The organism is Camelimonas lactis (assembly GCF_004342915.1).
GTDB classification, from domain to species: Bacteria; Pseudomonadota; Alphaproteobacteria; order Rhizobiales; family Beijerinckiaceae; genus Camelimonas; species Camelimonas lactis.
The window spans coordinates 154,054-171,275 of sequence record NZ_SLWL01000011.1; the positions used below are offsets into that span (position 1 = coordinate 154,054).

15 protein-coding genes and 1 tRNA gene are annotated in these 17,222 nt (G+C 67.3%); 10 read left to right on the top strand and 6 right to left on the bottom strand.

Going from position 1 to position 17,222, the window contains the following annotated elements:
* The first annotated feature begins 161 nt into the window (after nt 1–161).
* A complete protein-coding gene (locus EV666_RS13035; protein ID WP_132008648.1) occupies nt 162–2,849 on the top strand; it encodes a DUF3772 domain-containing protein in 2,688 nt (895 codons plus the stop codon).
* A 132-nt stretch (nt 2,850–2,981) separates the two neighbouring features.
* Nucleotides 2,982–3,512 (top strand): CAP domain-containing protein, encoded by a 531-nt coding sequence (locus tag EV666_RS13040; protein WP_245514406.1) that lies wholly within the window; start codon nt 2,982–2,984, stop codon nt 3,510–3,512.
* A 17-nt stretch (nt 3,513–3,529) separates the two neighbouring features.
* On the opposite strand, the gene EV666_RS13045 is transcribed toward EV666_RS13040, so the two are convergent.
* A complete protein-coding gene (locus tag EV666_RS13045) occupies nt 3,530–4,012 on the bottom strand; it encodes a DUF805 domain-containing protein (RefSeq protein ID WP_132008654.1) in 483 nt (160 codons plus the stop codon).
* Between the two features lie 200 nt (nt 4,013–4,212).
* Entirely contained in the window at nt 4,213–4,515 is a 303-nt protein-coding gene (locus EV666_RS13050; RefSeq protein ID WP_132008657.1) for a BolA family protein, read from the bottom strand.
* A 751-nt stretch (nt 4,516–5,266) separates the two neighbouring features.
* Between EV666_RS13050 and EV666_RS13055 the strand changes: the two genes are divergently transcribed.
* From EV666_RS13055 to cobT, 3 genes are all read left to right on the top strand, one after another.
* Nucleotides 5,267–5,863 (top strand): J domain-containing protein, encoded by a 597-nt coding sequence (locus tag EV666_RS13055; RefSeq protein ID WP_132008659.1) that lies wholly within the window; start codon nt 5,267–5,269, stop codon nt 5,861–5,863.
* A gap of 563 nt (nt 5,864–6,426) precedes the next feature.
* Entirely contained in the window at nt 6,427–7,413 is a 987-nt protein-coding gene (gene cobS / locus EV666_RS13060) for a cobaltochelatase subunit CobS (protein WP_132008662.1), read from the top strand.
* 250 nt (nt 7,414–7,663) lie between these two features.
* Nucleotides 7,664–9,562, top strand: a complete 1,899-nt coding sequence (gene cobT, locus EV666_RS13065) for a cobaltochelatase subunit CobT (RefSeq protein ID WP_132008665.1) — start codon at nt 7,664–7,666, stop codon at nt 9,560–9,562.
* 425 nt (nt 9,563–9,987) lie between these two features.
* Here cobT and rpmB read toward each other — a convergent pair whose 3' ends face one another.
* On the bottom strand, nt 9,988–10,278 hold the full coding sequence (rpmB, locus tag EV666_RS13070) for a 50S ribosomal protein L28 (RefSeq protein ID WP_132008668.1): 291 nt from the start codon (nt 10,276–10,278) through the stop codon (nt 9,988–9,990).
* Nucleotides 10,279–10,585: 307 nt separating this feature from the next.
* Between rpmB and EV666_RS13075 the strand changes: the two genes are divergently transcribed.
* Nucleotides 10,586–12,892 carry an NADP-dependent malic enzyme gene (locus EV666_RS13075; protein WP_132008671.1) on the top strand — a complete coding sequence of 769 codons (2,307 nt, stop codon included), beginning with the start codon at nt 10,586–10,588 and terminating at the stop codon, nt 12,890–12,892.
* A 56-nt stretch (nt 12,893–12,948) separates the two neighbouring features.
* Entirely contained in the window at nt 12,949–13,476 is a 528-nt protein-coding gene (locus EV666_RS13080) for a hypothetical protein (RefSeq protein ID WP_132008673.1), read from the top strand.
* 21 nt (nt 13,477–13,497) lie between these two features.
* On the opposite strand, the gene EV666_RS13085 is transcribed toward EV666_RS13080, so the two are convergent.
* From EV666_RS13085 to trxA, 3 genes are read right to left on the bottom strand one after another with little or no spacing between them, the layout of a single operon-like run.
* Nucleotides 13,498–13,716 (bottom strand): Trm112 family protein, encoded by a 219-nt coding sequence (locus EV666_RS13085; protein WP_132008676.1) that lies wholly within the window; start codon nt 13,714–13,716, stop codon nt 13,498–13,500.
* 43 nt (nt 13,717–13,759) lie between these two features.
* Nucleotides 13,760–14,428, bottom strand: coding sequence for an LON peptidase substrate-binding domain-containing protein (locus tag EV666_RS13090; protein WP_132008679.1), 669 nt, complete (start codon nt 14,426–14,428; stop codon nt 13,760–13,762).
* Nucleotides 14,429–14,473: 45 nt separating this feature from the next.
* Nucleotides 14,474–15,388 carry a thioredoxin gene (gene trxA / locus EV666_RS13095; protein ID WP_245514407.1) on the bottom strand — a complete coding sequence of 305 codons (915 nt, stop codon included), beginning with the start codon at nt 15,386–15,388 and terminating at the stop codon, nt 14,474–14,476.
* 479 nt (nt 15,389–15,867) lie between these two features.
* Here trxA and EV666_RS13100 point away from each other — a divergent pair.
* The 3 genes from EV666_RS13100 (at nt 15,868) to EV666_RS13110 (ending at nt 17,200) form a co-directional block, all read left to right on the top strand.
* A tRNA-Gly gene (locus EV666_RS13100) sits at nt 15,868–15,942 on the top strand.
* Between the two features lie 289 nt (nt 15,943–16,231).
* Complete coding sequence (locus EV666_RS18275) at nt 16,232–16,498, top strand: hypothetical protein (RefSeq protein ID WP_164056794.1); 267 nt, start codon at nt 16,232–16,234, stop codon at nt 16,496–16,498.
* Between the two features lie 75 nt (nt 16,499–16,573).
* Nucleotides 16,574–17,200, top strand: coding sequence for a peroxiredoxin (locus EV666_RS13110; RefSeq protein WP_132008686.1), 627 nt, complete (start codon nt 16,574–16,576; stop codon nt 17,198–17,200).
* Nucleotides 17,201–17,222 lie beyond the last annotated feature (22 nt).

The following is a 17,222-nucleotide window of genomic DNA, read 5'->3' on the forward strand; positions in this document are numbered from 1 at the left end:
AATTCCGCCATTGTCATGCGTCACAAGGATTTTCCGGGATAACCCCGCCCTTCCGGCCTGACAGTCCGCGTTGGCAGACGGCGCGAGGCTGACGCGATGCCCCCATCGCGGTGGTTCCGGCGGCGCCGGAAGGGATGTCCACGCGTCAGACGGGAGCAGGCATGGCAGGCGCGATAGTGAAGCGGTTTCAGGGCGCGGCGCGGACGAGGCGGCGGCCAGGGCTGGGCGCCCTGGCGTTGCTGGCGCTGTTCGCCGCGATGCTTCCCGGGCAACTGGCGGTGGGCCAGACCAGCCCCACCGCGCCGCAGCAATCCGGCCCACAGCAATCCGGCCCGCAGCAGCCCCGCCCACAGCAACCTGGCCCGCAGCAGCCCGCCGCGCCAGCAACGCCCGCCGCCGAAGCGCCGGCGCCGCCCGCTTCCCCCTCTGTTGATGAGGCGACGCGCATTTCAGCGGAGGCCCGGGCCAGGCTTCTGGCTTCCGCACGCGTGGTTTTCGACCGGGAGAAGGTGCGGCTGGCGGAAATCGAAACCGTGCTGGCCAGACGCAACCACACCGGCGCCCAGCTCGATGACCTGCGCAGCCAGCTGGCCACATCGACAGCGGCGTTGCAGGGCGCCCTCGGCCCGCTGACCCAGCGCGCCAACGCCGCCAAGGCCCTTCTGGACCAGCTTGGACCCAAGCCGGATGAGAAGAAAGATGGGCCGGAAACGGCCGAAGCCGCCGCTGAACGCGAAAACCGCCAGCACAATTACAGCGAGATCAGCGACACGGCCCGGATCGGCCACGCCCTGCTGCTTCAGGCGAACCAGCTGGCGGAAACCGTGTCCGGCGAGCGGCGCAGCCAGTTCACCCACGCCCTGTTCGATCACACCTGGAGTATTTTCAGCCCTGAGCTGTGGTCTTTCGTGGCGACGGCGGCCCCATCCAACCTGAAAGCCCTGGTCACCATCGGTTCGGACTGGCTGTCGGCGCTGCAGGAGCGCATCGCGGACCGGCGCATGTTGCCCTTCGGGCTGTCGCTGGTCGCGCTCGGGCTGGTCTGGCTGGCCCGGCGTTTCCTGCTGCGGCGGCTGCACGCCCGCATCATCAGCTACAACGCGCCCGGGCAGTTGCGGCGCGCTGTCTCCGGCCTTTTCGTCACCGTCAGCGACACGGCCGCCGTGGCGCTGGGCTGCTGGCTGCTTTATCTCGGCCTCGATGGCAGCGGCCTCACCCCGGCCAGCGTCGATCCGCTGATCCGTTCGGTGCTCCAGGCCATCGTCGCCGTCACCCTCATGCGTGGGCTCATCGTCGCCCTGCTGGCGCCGAACACGCCGCAATGGCGCATTCTCGCCATTCCCGACCAGACCGCTGGGCCGGTGGCCAGGGCGCTGACGGCCGCCGTCGGCCTGGTGGTGGCCGGCTGGGCGCTGGGCGAGGTGCTGGAAGCCAGCGGTGGCGACCGGGCCACGGCGACAGCGCTGGACGCCGTCATCAACGCCGGCGTCGCGCTGGTGCTCGTGCGCATGCTGCGGCGGATGCGCGATGGCGTCGACTGCGAGGAGCAAAGCCTCGGCCCCTACATTCCGGCTGGCGGCGCGGCCACGGGCGTGTGGCGGCTCGGGGCGTGGATCCTTGCATTCCTGATCCTGGCGGCGACAGCGGCGGGCTTCATTCCGCTGGCGAATTTTCTGATCAACCAGACCCTGTGGACGCTGACGCTGCTCGCCGTGCTCAAGCTGCTGCTGGTGATGGTCGATGAGGGCATCGACCAGGCGTTTGGCGACAACAGCCGGATGTCGCTGGCGATGCAAACGACCGTCGGCGTGCGCAAGCGCTCGCTGCAACAGCTGGGCGTGGTGCTCGCCGGCGTGCTGCGCATCACGCTCATCGCCTTGGCCGCGCTGCTGGCCCTGGCCCCGTTTGGCATCCAGTCGACTGACTTCATCGGCTCGGTGCGCAACGTGTTTTTCGGGCTGAGCGTGGCCGGCTTCAACATCTCGCCAGTCAGCATCCTGTGGGGCCTCGCGCTGCTGGTTGTCGGCGTTATTGTCACCCGCGCCTTCCAGGGCTGGCTGCAACAGAAATTCCTGCCGGCGACCAATCTCGATTCGGGCCTGCGCAATTCCATCACCACCGCCACGGGCTATCTGGGCGTGTTCATCGTGGTGGCGGCGACGCTGGCCAATTTCGGCCTGAGCCTTGACCGCATCGCCATCGTCGCCGGCGCCCTGTCGGTCGGCATCGGCTTTGGCCTGCAATCGATCGTCAACAATTTCGTTTCCGGCCTCATCCTGCTGTGGGACCGCTCGATCAGCGTCGGCGACTGGATCGTGGTTGGGGCCGAACAGGGCTATGTGAAGCGCATCAGCGTGCGGGCCACGGAAATCCAGACCTTCGAGCGCGCCTCGATCATCGTGCCCAACTCCACCCTGGTCTCGGGAACGGTGAAAAACTGGCTGCGCAACAACCGCACCGGGCGCATCGCCATCACCGTCGGCACGGGCTTCCAGAAAAATCCCCAGGTCGTGGCTGATCTGCTGCTGAAATGCGCCAACGCCCACCCGGATGTGCTGCGCGAGCCGAAACCCACGGTGCTGTTCAGCAATTTCACCACGACGACGCAGGAATACGACCTGCGCTGCTTCTCTGACGTGGAGGCGATGTCGCGAATCCGCAGCGATCTGAACTACCGGATCTTCGCGGCGCTGACCGAGGCCGGGATTTATGCGACGCCCGGGCCGGCGCTCAGCGAGGTGCGCCTGCTGCTGCCAGAGGACCTGCAGCGCGCCATCGGCGAACGCGCCGCGCCAGCGGGACGCACGGCCGGCGCCGCAACGCCCGGGCAGCCGGCAACGGACTCTTGACGATTGGACAGGCAGGGTGCGCGGCGCGCCCGGCGACCGACAGGCCCGGGCCGCGCGCCCATCAATGCGGCGCGTTTATCTGATGAAAAGCCATCGCTTTTCCCGGAAATGCCCCGAACCTGGAGCCGCCCCTTGCCCCCCGTCCCTCCCCGCTCCCTTTTCCGCTCCAGCATCGTGGCGATCCCGGCGCTGGCCGTCGCCGCCGTGCTGGCGGGTTGCGCCAGCCAGCCGCCCGCACCCGCAACGCGCCAGCCGGCGTTTTACGCCAACCTCGGTGAACCGGGCGCGCGCCTTGATGGGGCCGATGCGGCCCAGACCATCAATCTCTTCCGCCAGCGCCATGGCCTCGCGCCACTGGACCTCGACCCGGAACTGACCGCACTGGCCAGCCGTGAGGCAACCGCCATGGCCGGTCGCGACGCGCCGGCCTCCGCCGACGCCCTGCGCCGCGCCCTCGCCAGCCGTGGCGTCAGCGCGCCAATGGTCAACATGTCGGCCGGTTACCGCACCATGGCGGAAGCGTTTTCCGGCTGGCGCGACTCGCCGGCCCACAACGCCGCCATGCTGAACCCGCGCGCCACACGCATGGGCGTCGCCGCCGCCAGCGCCCGGCCGGGCTCGAAATACCGGGTGTACTGGACGCTGGTCACGGCCGGTCCCTGACCCCAGTTCCGGCCTGTTCACGTATCCTGGGGCCCCGCGCCTTGATGGAAACCCGCGTCGGCGGCCACGGCGTCGCGCGGCGGCGTGGCGTACCAGACGAGCACCCCGATAAGGCCGATCGGCGTCAACAGCGACAGCAATTGCAGCCAGCCGCTGCGATTGAGGTCGTGCAAACGGCGCGCCGAGACGGCCAGCATCGGTAGCAAAACCGCCAGGCTCCAGAGCGACTCCATGACGCCCGACCGGTCGATGATCGCAAGGATCAACGAAACACAGATTGACATGAGAACGGGCCACCAGAATTCCGAGCGGCTCGCCCGGCCCGAGAAGGAAGCGTAATTTCTGAAAAAGCTCGCGATCGCCGCCGGGAAATCATGCGGCTGGCCCGGCTCCGCGCCGAACCGGTTGGGGCCCGCCGGCGGCTTGCGCAACACGAAAAACAGCGGCACGACCACCAGAAGAACTAGAATGAGCCAGTGCCAGATCGATAATCCGCCCACGGCGACCTCCTCCAATCTCAAAAGCCTGAACCAACAACAACCGGTGGCGCCGCCATGACCAAAGCCGCCCCGGCCGGCAGCCGGACAGGCGACCTGCCGGATTATGGCGCGCGCGACGGCGTGGCTTGTCCGTTATGTCGCGCCCTCAGGCTCCCGGACCTTTCAGGCGCAAACTTCAAGTGACGGCTCCGGGCGGATTTTCAGGCAGGGTCCCGGGCGCCGCCAGCCTGGCCCGGTTCATCGGGCGTGCGCGCGGTTATCGCCAGGGCGTGGATGCGGTCCGGCGTCAGCTGGTCCGCCAGTTCGGCGTTGACCATACGGTGCCGCTCCAGCCGGGACTTGCCGCTGAAGGCGGCCGACACAATGTATACGGAGTAATGGGTTTCGCCCTCCGGCCGCGCTCCGGCATGGCCAGCGTGCCGGTGGGAATCGTCAACGACCTCCAGCGCCAGCGGTGTGAACGCCGCCTGAAGACGATCGCGGATCAGGTCTGCGCGCGTCATGGTTTGCTCCTTCTGGCGTGAAGCCTTCTGCCCCGCCGGAAACGCGGGGCCGCCGCAACTGTTGCTGAAAACCTGCCGGTACGGCGCGGCGACTATTTTGACCACCGTTTTTCCACCGGCGCCAGACCCCGCGCCATAGTTGGAGCCGAGCCGGCGCGGCCAGTGTTTTCGCCATGTTTTCAGGCGGGAATTGAGGCAGGCGTTCCCATGGCGACAGCCACGGGGGCCCTTGCGGTGATTTTCGTGGCGTGCGCGGGCTGGCCGCGTCTGTTATCATGTGCGCCCGCCAGGACCCGGATTGCACCGGGGTGGAGGGGATTTGCCTGGCGATACTGGCGGCGTTACGCCGCGCGGGATCGTTGATCCCGACAAAAGCCCGCGACGGCGACGGACTGCCCGCCCCGCCGCCACGCCCTTCCCGCGCGCCCGGGGTCGGAGCCGGACAGCTGCGCCCGGCGCAGGCGCGACCCGACGCGAGAACCTGATCGGCATGCCCCGGGGATCTGGCCGGGACCTGACGTCGTTCCGGCTCTGGCGCCGGGGGACCAGAAATGACCGGCCAGAAATTTCGGCGAGAGGTTTCGGGCCGGAATGTTGGGCCAGCCCTTCGGGGACCGGGCCATGTTTCAGGGCGAAGCGCCGTGCGGCCCCCGCCGGAGTTCGCCCTGCCTTTTTGTGTGGACGCATACGTCCGGAACGGAGCGCGCCTTCGCTCCGGGCCATGCGCCGGGATTGCAAGACGCACGGACAAATGGATTTCAATTCACCCCTCTTTGACCGCATCCGCGCCAGTCGCAAGAAGGAAGAAGAGCCGCGGCCGCAGACGGCGGCCTGCGACCATCCGGGCTGCCGCGAACCTGGCCTGCACCGCGCGCCCAAGGGGCGACAGCGGGAGGGGCAGTACTGGCGCTTTTGCCTTGAGCACGTGCGCGCCTACAACCAGTCCTACAACTATTTCAATGGCATGGATGACGACGCCGTCGCCAGCCACCAGAAGGCGGACCAGGTGGGGCATCGCCCGACCTGGAAGATGGGCGTCAAGGGCTCCGCCGGCATGCGCTCGAAAATCGATACGAGCGGCCGGGTCGCCGACCCCTTCAACCTGTTCCGCAGCGCGGCGGCGCAGCGCAACCCGGCGACGGCGCCGCGCGTCGGGCTTGCCGCCCGCAAGGCGCTGGAGACGCTCGGCCTTGACGAGAACGCCGACGCGGCCGCCATCAAGACGCGTTACAAATTGCTGGTGAAACGTTTTCACCCCGACGCCAATGGCGGCGACCGCAGTTTCGAGGCGCGGTTCCAGGAAATCATAAAGGCGCACGGCGTGCTGCGCGCCCAGGGCCTCTGCTGAGTTCACGCAGGCAAAAAGCTGCGCCGGACAATGGGGACGCGGGCGGGCGCGACGACGCGGATTGACCGCCCGTCCCGGAAAATCCCGGCCTCCAGCCTGCCCGCAACGGCGCGCCGCCCCGAATCCCGACAAAAACGCCGCTCGGCGCCCCTGTCATGAGCCCGAAACATTGCCCCCCGGGCAAACGGGTTCTAGAACTGTGAGTGTCGCCTGTGCGTTGGCGGCGCGCCCATATCGGGAGCAGCGCCGGGCCGGCCCTTTATCCGGGCAGGTTCTGGCGTTCACATCCAGATGGCGGACCCGTCTCCGGTCACGGCCGGGGGTCCCCATGTCGTATGGCGGCGTTCCGCCGCCAGATGACCGGACCACGCTCCCGGGCCTGGCGACATGCGTTTGACCTTTGATATCCGGCCCGCCCGGGCGCACTTTCAAAAGCCAAATTCGCAGGCCGCCGGAAACATCATGTGGGTGGTCTTTTGATTCCCGCGTTCGCGCCACCCCCCGGGTCAGGCGGGACGCCGGAATCAAAGGACCACCAGGCCGGCTGCTGATCGAGGAATTACATGCAAGCCCCAAGCGCGTCATCCGGCGTTCCGGATGTGAAAGTCTCCGTCCGCGAGCTCTTCGGCATCGTTTCCGACATGGAGGTTCCCGCCTTCTCCGCCCGCGACGAGCATGTGCCGGAAATCGACCCCGATTACCTGTTCGACCGCGAGACCACGCTCGCGATTCTCGCCGGCTTCGCCTTCAACCGCCGCGTGATGATCACCGGCTACCATGGCACCGGCAAATCCACCCACATCGAGCAGGTGGCGGCGCGCCTCAACTGGCCGTGCGTGCGCGTCAACCTCGACAGCCACGTGTCGCGCGTCGATCTGGTCGGCAAGGACGCCATTGTCCTGCAGGACGGCAAGCAGATTACCGAGTTCCGCGACGGCATCCTGCCGTGGGCGCTGCAGAACAACGTCGCCCTGGTGTTCGACGAATATGACGCCGGCCGCGCCGACGTGATGTTCGTGATCCAGCGCGTGCTGGAAGTCTCCGGCAAGCTGACGCTGCTCGACCAGAACCGCGTCATCCACCCGCACCCGTCGTTCCGCCTGTTCGCCACGGCCAACACGGTTGGCCTCGGCGACACCTCCGGCCTGTACCACGGCACCCAGCAGATCAACCAGGGCCAGATGGACCGCTGGTCGATCGTGGTGACGCTGAACTACCTGCCGCACGAGCGCGAGGTGGACATCGTGCTCTCCAAGGCGCCGCACTATCGCGACAGCGCCACGGGCCGCGACACGGTCGACCGCATGGTGCGGCTGGCCGCCCTGACCCGCAACGCCTTCATGAACGGCGACCTCTCCACGGTGATGAGCCCGCGCACGGTCATCACCTGGGCCGAGAACGCCCGCATCTTTGGCGACGTGGGCATGGCGTTCCGCCTGACCTTCCTCAACAAGTGCGACGAGCTGGAGCGCGCCCTGGTGGCGGAGTTCTACCAGCGCTGCTTCGGCAAGGAGCTGCCGGAAAGCGCCGCCAATCTGGCGCTGGCCTGACAGACCTGGACGACGCGCGCGCCGGAGATGTTCGTAACGCGCGCCGCCCGACCGGATGAACCGGGGCGCCGCCCCCGAAACGCGGCCCGGCGACATCGACGCCTTTCGCGCCCGGCCAGCGGCCCGGCGTGAAAGGCCCGGAGCACGCCGGATCGGGCGGGGCGGCGGCCGGCCATTTTGATCTGATGCGTCCTGCTGGCCAGGCGGCCGCCGCCTCGCCAGCGAACGCTTTGACAGGGAACAGGCGATCGTGACGATCCCGAACACCCGCCCGGCGGGCGCCAGGCCCACCCCCACCGAGCCACTGAAGCGGGCCGTTGGCGACTGCATGCGGGCCATGGCCGGCAATGCGACGCTGGAGGTGACCTTCGGCACGGACAAGCCGAGCCTGGTCGTTGACCGCGCCCGCATTCCCGAACCACCCCGCAAGATGTCGGCGGCGGACGTGGCGGTGATGCGCGGCCACGCCGATTCGATGGCGCTGCGCCTCGCCTGCCATGACGACGCGGTGCACCGCAAATTCGCGCCGGAAAGCCCGCAGGCCCGCGCCGTCTATGACGCGGTGGAGCAGGCCCGCGTCGACGCCATCGGCAGCCGCCGCATGACCGGATCGGCCAGCAATATCGCCGCCATGCTGGAGGACCGCTACGCCCGCGCCAATCTCCAGCACGTCGCCGACCGGGCCGACGCGCCGCTGGCCGATGCGCTGGCGATGCTGGCGCGCGAGCGCCTGACCGGCCTGCCGCCGCCGCCCGCCATCCGCCGCGTGGTGGACCTGTGGCGCGAAGGGGTTGAGCACAAGGCGGCCGCCAGCCTCGACGCCCTGCTCGATTCACTCACCGACCAGAAGAAATTCGCCCGCACGGTGCGTGAACTGCTCTCAAGCCTCGACATCGCCGACGAACTCGACGCCGATGAGAGCGAGGACGATGACGACAGCCAGGAAGACGCCCCCGAATCGGGCGCCGACCAGGAGCAGGGCGAGGGCGACCAGCAGGACACGGGCGAACGCGGCGACGCGGAGCTGTCCGAGGATGTCTCCGAGGAGATGCAGGAAGGCGCCATGGAGGCGGACGACGCCCCGCCTGGCGAACTTCCCGATGAATCGGACCTCGGCGATTCCGAAAGCTCCGGCGAGACGCCGCGACCGCCGCAGACGAAGCCCGGCGACAATCGCGCCACGGATTACAAGGCCTACGCCCCGCGTTTCGACGAGGTGGTGACCGCCGAGGAACTGTGCGATCCCGAAGAGCTGACGCGGCTGCGCGGCTATCTGGACAAGCAGCTGGCCAATCTGCAGGGCGTGGTGGCCCGCCTCGCCAACCGCCTGCAACGCAAGCTGCAGGCGCAGCAGAACCGCGCCTGGGAATTTGACCTCGAAGAGGGCATGCTCGATCCGGCGCGGCTGCCGCGGGTCATCATCGACCCGTTCCAGGCGCTGTCGTTCAAGCAGGAGAAAGACACCAACTTCCGCGATACGGTGGTGACGCTGCTGATCGACAATTCCGGCTCGATGCGCGGCCGGCCGATCACCGTGGCGGCGACCTGCGCCGACGTGCTGGCGCGCACCCTGGAGCGGTGCGGCGTCAAGGCCGAAATCCTGGGCTTCACCACCCGCGCCTGGAAGGGCGGCCAGTCGCGCGAGCTCTGGCTGCAATCGGGCAAGCCCGCCAACCCGGGCCGCCTCAACGATCTGCGCCACATCATCTACAAGGCCGCCGACGCGCCGTGGCGGCGGGCGCGCAAGAATCTGGGCCTGATGATGCGCGAGGGCCTGCTGAAGGAAAACATCGACGGCGAGGCGCTGGACTGGGCCCACAAGCGGCTGCTGGGGCGGCCCGAGCAGCGCAAGATCCTGATGGTGATCTCGGACGGCGCGCCGGTGGACGATTCCACCCTGTCGGTGAATCCCGGCAACTATCTGGAGCGCCACCTGCGCCAGATCATCGCCGAGATCGAGCAGCGCTCGCCGGTGGAGCTGATCGCCATCGGCATTGGCCACGACGTCACCCGCTATTACCGGCGCGCCGTCACCATCGTCGACGCCGAGGAGCTGGGCGGCGCCATGACCGACAAGCTGGCGGAGCTGTTTGATGAGACCCCGGCGCCGCGCGCTGGCCGCGCGCCGCGAACAGCGCGCGGCCGGTAGGGTTTTGCGGCGACAGCCGGCTGACGGAAACTGGATGGCGCGGGCAACCGCGCCGTTTGTTTTGGGCGCGGAGGGCTGGGAGACTGATCGCGCGGCGGCCCCGCATCCGGCGCGACGTCGCATGGACGCCAGCGCGGCGCCGCGCAAGGCAGGCGCAGCCTGGGAAGCCCCAGGCCCAGGCGCAGCCCAGGTCAGGCCCGACGCAGCCCAGGTCAGGCCCGGCGCAGCCTGCAAAATCAGAGCCCGGCGCAGCCTGGGGAGCACGAAAAGCCCGTCCCCCGTAGCGGAGCAATACGACGCCAGACAACAAAAAAGGCGGCCAGGGCCGCCTTTCCTTCGGGCTAATCCAGCTCCGCAACCGGAGCCATGCCCTTGTGTTCACGCACGCCCTGACGTCTGGCGTCGGGTCATGCGACCGTCGCGCCTCAGTTGGCGGCGGCGGCCTTCTTCTCGATCTCGCGCTTCAGGGCGAGCGCGCCCTGCGACAGCTCGGAAGCCGAAGCCTTGGCGAGGAAGCCGTCCAGGCCGCCGCGGTGCTCGACCGTGCGGAGGGCGGCGGCGCTGACGCGGAAGCGAACGGCGCGCTCAAGGGCCTCCGACTGGAGGGTCACATTGCACAGGTTCGGAAGGAACCGGCGCTTGGTCTTACGATTGGAGTGGCTCACGAGATGGCCGGTCAGAACGGCCTTCCCAGTCAGCTCGCAACGGCGGGCCATGATCGTTGTCCTGCTCAACGGCGAAGCGGCGCGGTCCCCAAATGGCGGACAGCTTGCTTGACCGACAATTCCATGAAGTGCCGGAGCTATAATGGCGCGCGGCGGCAGCGTCAAGCCATTGTCCCCACAGGCGCGGACAAATGTCCTCATCCGGCAAGAGCAACCAGCGCTGCGGCCGATAACCGGCGGCGGGGATGCAAAACGTCACCCGGGCTTCACCATACAGAAACCGGAATCATGCCATAAGGCCGCCCACCATCTGACATCTGGCGCGCGCCCCGGGGGCTGCGCATGCGGAGGACATACTGTGGGCGCGAAACTGTCGAGCGATCTGCGATCCGGGGCCCTTGTCTATCACAGCCACCCGAAGCCCGGAAAGCTGGAGATCAAGGCGACCAAGCCGCTCGGCAACCAGCGCGACCTCGCCCTGGCCTACTCGCCAGGCGTCGCCGCCGCCTGCGAGGCCATCGCCGCTGACCCGGCGGAGGCCGCCCGCCTGACCATCCGCCAGAATCTCGTGGCGGTGCTGTCCAACGGCACCGCCGTGCTCGGCCTCGGCGATATCGGGCCGCTGGCCGCCAAGCCGGTGATGGAGGGCAAGGCCGTCCTGTTCAAGAAATTCGCCGGCATCGACGTCTTCGACATCGAGGTGGCGGAGCATGACCCGGAGCGGCTGATCAATGTGGTGGCGGCGCTGGAGCCAACCTTCGGCGGCGTCAATCTTGAGGACATCAAGGCGCCGGAGTGCTTCGAGATCGAGGAGCGGCTGCGCGAGCGCATGTCGATTCCGGTGTTTCACGACGACCAGCACGGCACCGCCATCATCGTCGCGGCGGCGGTGACCAATGGTCTGGCGCTGGCCGGCAAGGACATCGCCAGCGTCAAGATCGTCGCCTCGGGCGCCGGGGCGGCCGCCCTCGCCTGCCTGAACCTGCTGGTGTCGCTCGGCGCGAAGCGGGAAAATATCTGGGTCACGGACCTGGAGGGCGTGGTTTATGAAGGCCGCCCGGTGCTGATGGACCGCTGGAAGGCGGTGTTCGCCCAGAACACCGACAAGCGCACCCTGGCCGAGGTGATCCCCGGCGCCGACATTTTCCTCGGCGTCTCCGCCGGCGGCGTGCTGAAGCCGGAGATGCTGGCCGCCATGGCGCCGCGGCCGCTGATCATGGCGCTGGCCAACCCCTATCCCGAGATCATGCCGGATGAGGCGGAAAAGGCCCGCCCGGACGCGATGATCTGCACCGGGCGCTCCGATTTCCCCAACCAGGTCAATAACGTCCTGTGTTTCCCCTTCATCTTCCGCGGCGCGCTGGACGTCGCGGCCACCACCATCAATGAGGAGATGAAGCTGGCGGCGGCCCACGCCATCGCCGCTCTGGCGCGCGAAGCGCCCTCCGACATGGTGGCGACGGCCGGCGGCGGCGCGCAGCCATTTGGTCCGCGTTCGCTGATTCCCAATCCGTTTGATCCGCGCCTGATCCTGCGCATCGCTCCCGCCGTGGCCAAAGCGGCGATGGACACCGGCGTCGCCACCCGGCCCCTGGCCGACATCGCAGCCTATGCCGACAGCCTGACGCGCTTCGTGTTCCGCTCCGGCTTCGTCATGAAACCGCTGATCAGCCGCGCCCGGGAAAATCCCATGCGCGTCATCTATGCGGAGGGCGAGGATGAGCGCGTGCTGCGCGCCGTTCAGGCGATTGTCGAGGACGGGGTGGCCCATCCCATCCTGGTGGGTCGTCCGGCGGTGGTGGAATCGCGCATCAAGCGTTTCGGCCTCACCATTCGCCAAGGCGTCGATTTCGACCTCACCAACCCGGAGGACGACCCGCGCTACCGGGACTATGTGGCCGCCTATCTCGATGTGGCCGGCCGCAAGGGCATCACGCCGGACGCCGCCCGCACGCTGGTGCGCACCAACAATACGGTGATCGCGGCGCTGGCGGTGCGGCGCGGCGACGCCGACGCCATGATCTGCGGCCTTGAAGGGCGCTTCCAGTCGCGGCTGCGGCACATCGGCGACATCATCGGCCTTGCGCCTGGCATCAAGGAAATGTCCGCCCTGTCGCTGGTCATCACCAGCAAGGGGCCGTTCTTCATCGCCGACACCCATGTGCGCCAGGACCCGAACGCGGAAGAACTCGCCGACATGGCCATCGCCTGCGCCAGCCATGTGGCGCGCTTCGGCATGGAGCCGCAGATGGCGATGCTGTCGCACTCGGATTTCGGCTCCTCCGATTCGCCCTCGGCCCGCAAGATGCGGGCGGCGCTCGAACTGGTGCGCGAGCGGGCGCCAGAGCTGGTGATCGACGGTGAAATGGCCGCCGACACGGCGCTGTCCGAGATGGTGCGCGACAAGGTCTATCCGGGCGCGCGCATCAAGGGCGCGGCCAACGTGCTGATCATGCCGAACCTCGACGCCGCCAATATCGCCTTCCAGATGACGCGGGCGGTGGCCGACGCCCTGCCAGTCGGCCCCATCCTGATCGGCCCGGCGCAGCCGGCGCACATCGTCACCCCCTCGGTGACGGCGCGCGGCATCGTCAACATCACCGCCATCGCCGTGGTCGAGGCGCAGGAGCACGCCCGCAACAGGCTGTCGGGCGGCGCGGCTTGAAAGCAGGCCCGCCTGACGGCAGTGTCGGGGCGTCACAATCAACCAGAGGGAGCGTCATGAGCCTGTCGGGATTGCAGACGTCCGCGCAGGCGCGCACGTGCGGCCCCTGCACCCTGTGCTGCAAGGTGATGGGCATCGCCGCGCTCGACAAGCCGCGCGGGCGCTGGTGCCCGCACTGCAAGCCGGGCAAGGGGTGCGACGCCTATGAGGCGCGCCCGGACGAGTGCCGGACGTTCTCGTGCCTGTGGCTCGGCGAGGGCTTTCTGGGAGAGGAATGGCGGCCGGATCGCAGCAAGCTGGTGCTGTACACGGAGCACGGCGGCGCCCGGCTGGTGGTGCAGACCGATCCCGGAGCGGCCGGCGTCTGGCGGCGCGAACCGTGGTTCAGCCAGATCCGGGCCTGGGCCGCCGCGGCGACGGCCGGCCGCCGCCAGGTGCTGGTGGTGACCGGCGACAGCACCACCATCGTGCTGCCGGATCGCGAGGAAAACCTCGGCCGCCTGCGTGACGGCGACCAGGTGATCGTGCATGAACGCCACGTCAACGGCGCGCCGGCCTGGGACGTGGAAGTCGTGCGGGCCTGAGCGGCGCAAGAACCGCGCCGCTTACAGCGGGCGGGCCTCATCGGGCAGCATGATCGGAATACCGTCGCGGATCGGATAGGCCAGGCGCGCCTGGCGGCTGATCAGCTCCTGGCGCTCCGCGTCATATTCCAGCGTCGCCTTGGTCAGCGGACACACCAGCAATTCGAGCAGGCGCGGGTCAAGCCGGGTGGCGGGATGGGCGGGGTTGTCCTGGTTCTGGGCGTCGGTCTGGCCGGTCATGGGTGCTTCCAGTTGAAATGTCGTGCGTCTCGTCCAGCGCCGCCTATTGCAGCGAGGGGTCTGAGCCGGCGCCGCCGCGCGCCAGCTCGATCTCGGTGATGGCCACCAGCATCTCGGCGCGGGTTTTGAGGTCCGGCGCCTCCAGCAGCGCCTGTTTCTCACGCATGCCGTAGGGGCTCATCATCGACAGGGCGTTGACCAGGGCCTCGTTGGAGGCGGTGCGCACGCCACGCCAGTCGATGCGCAGGCCACGCGCTTTCACGAATGCCTCCAGCGCGGCGATGACGGCGTCGCGGTTGACGTCTTCCTCGCCGGCGCGGGCGCAAAAATCGTTGCAGAACGGGTGGTAGTCGACCCGCGCCTGACGATAGGGCGTCGTCACCGCCAGCTCGTCCGTCAGGCGGAAGCGCGCCACGCCGGTCAGGGTGATGAGATAGCGCCCATCGCCGGTTTCGGCGAAATGGGTGATGCGGCCGGCGCAACCGATGGCGTAAAGCTCCGGCGCGGGCGACGCATCCTCTTCCTTCAACGGCTGGATGATGCCGATGACGCGGCGGCCAGCCAGCGCGTCATCAACCATGGCCATGTAACGCGGCTCGAAGATATTCAGGGGCATCTCGCCACGCGGCAACAGCAACGCTTCCGTCAGCGGAAACAGCGGAATCGTCAGCGGGCAGTCCTGGGGACTGCGATAGACAGCGTTCATAACCACGGCAAGATGCCTCTTTTCTGAACTTTTGCCCGGGCTTTCGGTCGCTCAGGCAAACATCAGCGACGACAGGCGGCGCCGGCCCGCCAGGGTCGCAGGGTCCTTCGGTCCCCACGCTTCGAAAAACTGCACCAGCTGCTTGCGGGCGGCCTCATCGTTCCACGCCCGGTCCTTGCGGAAAAGCGTCAGCAACTCCTCCACGGCGGCCTTGCGATCACCCCGGGCGTTGTGGGCCAGCGCCAGATCGAAACGCGCCTCATGGTCATCGGGATTGGCGGCGAGCCGCGCCTCCAGTTCCGCCGCCGGGCCAAGATCGCCAGCCTGCTCCGCCAGCTCCAGCGCCGAACGGGCCGAGGCGATGGCTGGGTGGTTGGCCTTGTCCGCCGGGGCGAGCGCGAGGAAGCTGCGGGCGCCCTCCAGGTCGTCCAGCTTCACATGCAGCTTCACCAGCGCCGAGATGGCGTCAGGGTTGTCCGGCTCCTGTTGCAGCACGGCGGCGTAAAGCTCCGCGGCGCCCTGGGCGTCGCCGGCCGCGTCAAGCGCCGCCGCATCCGCAAGCAACGCATCAATCGCCGTCGGCCCCAGCGGCCCGACCAGGCGCTCGATGAAAGAGCGGATCTGCCCTTCAGGAACCGCGCCCATGAAGCCATCCACCGGCTGGCCGCGCTTGAAGGCGATCACGGCCGGAATCGACTGGATGCCCATCTGGCCCGCCACTTCCGGGTGATCGTCGATATTCATCTTGACCAGCGACACCTTGCCGCCAGAGGCCGCCACCACCTTCTCCAGCGCCGGCGCCAGCTGCTTGCACGGCCCGCACCAGGGCGCCCAGAAGTCCACCAGCACCGGCGCATTCATCGAGGCGCGGATCACGTCATCGGCGAAGCTTGCCGTCGTCACATCCTTGACGGAGGTCGCGGCGGGGGCTGGCGTGGTCTGGTCGGTCATGGGCAACTCGGTCATGGGCAGCGGGGTTCCTGGCAATGGCTTCTGGCAAATGGCGTCCCTGGCGACAGGCCCCGTTTGCAACGGCGTCCTGCAAAGCCGCGCGCGCCCGGCGGATTTCTCCGGTCACGGCGGCCACATCATTTTCTGCCCGTCAAAATGGGGCCTCCCCGGCCAGAAAACAATTCCAGCGACGCAATTCGCGGCAGACAATTACGCGCCGCCGCCCGGACGCCCGGGCAAGGCGGACCGGTCGCGACGCCGCCAGACTTCGAAAGGCGCCAGCCCTCAAAAGCCGCCGGCACAGGAAAGCAGCCGGCACGCAACCCGTCGACGGCCAGCGACGCGGCTGGCCGCCTGCATGGGGCTGCCCATTCCTGTTGTCCACATCCCGGGCGGCGCGTCACACTTTTTCATGGGGCGCGCGACATCTCCCCTTGCGTCCGCCCGCGTTCCAGGGCACATAGCGGCCATCGGCGGCGACGCTGCTGACGGAAGCGGGTGTAGCTCAGGGGTAGAGCACAACCTTGCCAAGGTTGGGGTCGAGGGTTCGAATCCCTTCGCCCGCTCCAGTTTTCTTCATGAAAATCAAAAGCTTAAGAAGCGCCCTACGGGGCGCTTTTTTGCTGACACAGCTTCGATGACGGCGCGTTGTCAGCAGTTTGTAAGCGCGAGAAATAGCATTCTCGGATATTGTAGCGTGACGCTTCTGCCCCACGATCTGGATGGGGACATAATCCAATGTCGCCAAGACGCAATTTTTTGCTGACGTCTATCAAATTGGCGTTGCGACCTCCGGACAAACCGAAGGTCAGAATTTGGACCGACTGCAAGGCCAATAGAGCGTACTGGAAAGATGAAATGGAAGCTGACAATGAAGCCCAATTGAATTCTTACCGACAGCCGGGCATCAAACATCGCGCTTCTCTTTCCATCGAAGGACGCGCGGATGCCGGGCAAGCAGTGGACTTCCAATATCTCATCATAAGGCCCTCTGTCTGCTCAGGGCTCGAGATCAGATCGGAATGCCAAGATCCTGGACGTTATCGTTCGTTCCCGAACTGCTGCGAACGGACGGCCATACCACCGTCAGGCGATCGCTATTTATCTGTTTATCAAATTGTGTAATTGTGTAATCGTATTGCGTCAACCCGACGGGCGTGTGACAAACTCGGTCATGACGCTTTCGAGACCATGACTTCAATGAACGACGTATCGACCAGTATTTCCTCTCCCGCTTTGCGAATGGGCGACGCCGCCCCTGATTTTGAAGCCCGATCCACCCAGGGCCCGGTTCGGCTTTCCGACTTCAAGGGCCGGTGGCTGGTATTCTTCTCGCACCCGGCCGATTTCACGCCCGTCTGCACGACGGAGTTCGTTGCACTCGCTAAGGCGCATGACCGGTTCGCGGCTCTCGACTGTGCGCTGTTGGGACTATCGGTCGACAGTCTCTATGCGCATCTCGCCTGGAGCCGCGCCATCCGCGAGCTGTTCTCGGTCGACATTCCCTTCCCAGTCATCGAAGATCCCTCGATGCTCGTAGGCCGAGCCTACGGCATGATCGACGAAGCGCCTGAAGACAGCGCGGGCGTTCGGGCGAGCTATTTCATCGACCCGGAAGGCGTGATCCGGGCGATCACCCATTACCCTCTGACGATCGGGCGTTCGGTCGACGAGATGGTGCGGATGGTGGCGGCCTTGCAAGCCACCTATTCGGGCGAGAAGCTGGCGCCGGCCGACTGGCAGCCGGGCCAGCCTGAGAACACCGGGAATAAAGTGCGCCATTTTCTGGCGTGCCTCACCGATATAAAAGTATGCCAGTCCTGCTAGACCTCCGTTTTTTGGCGGAGGC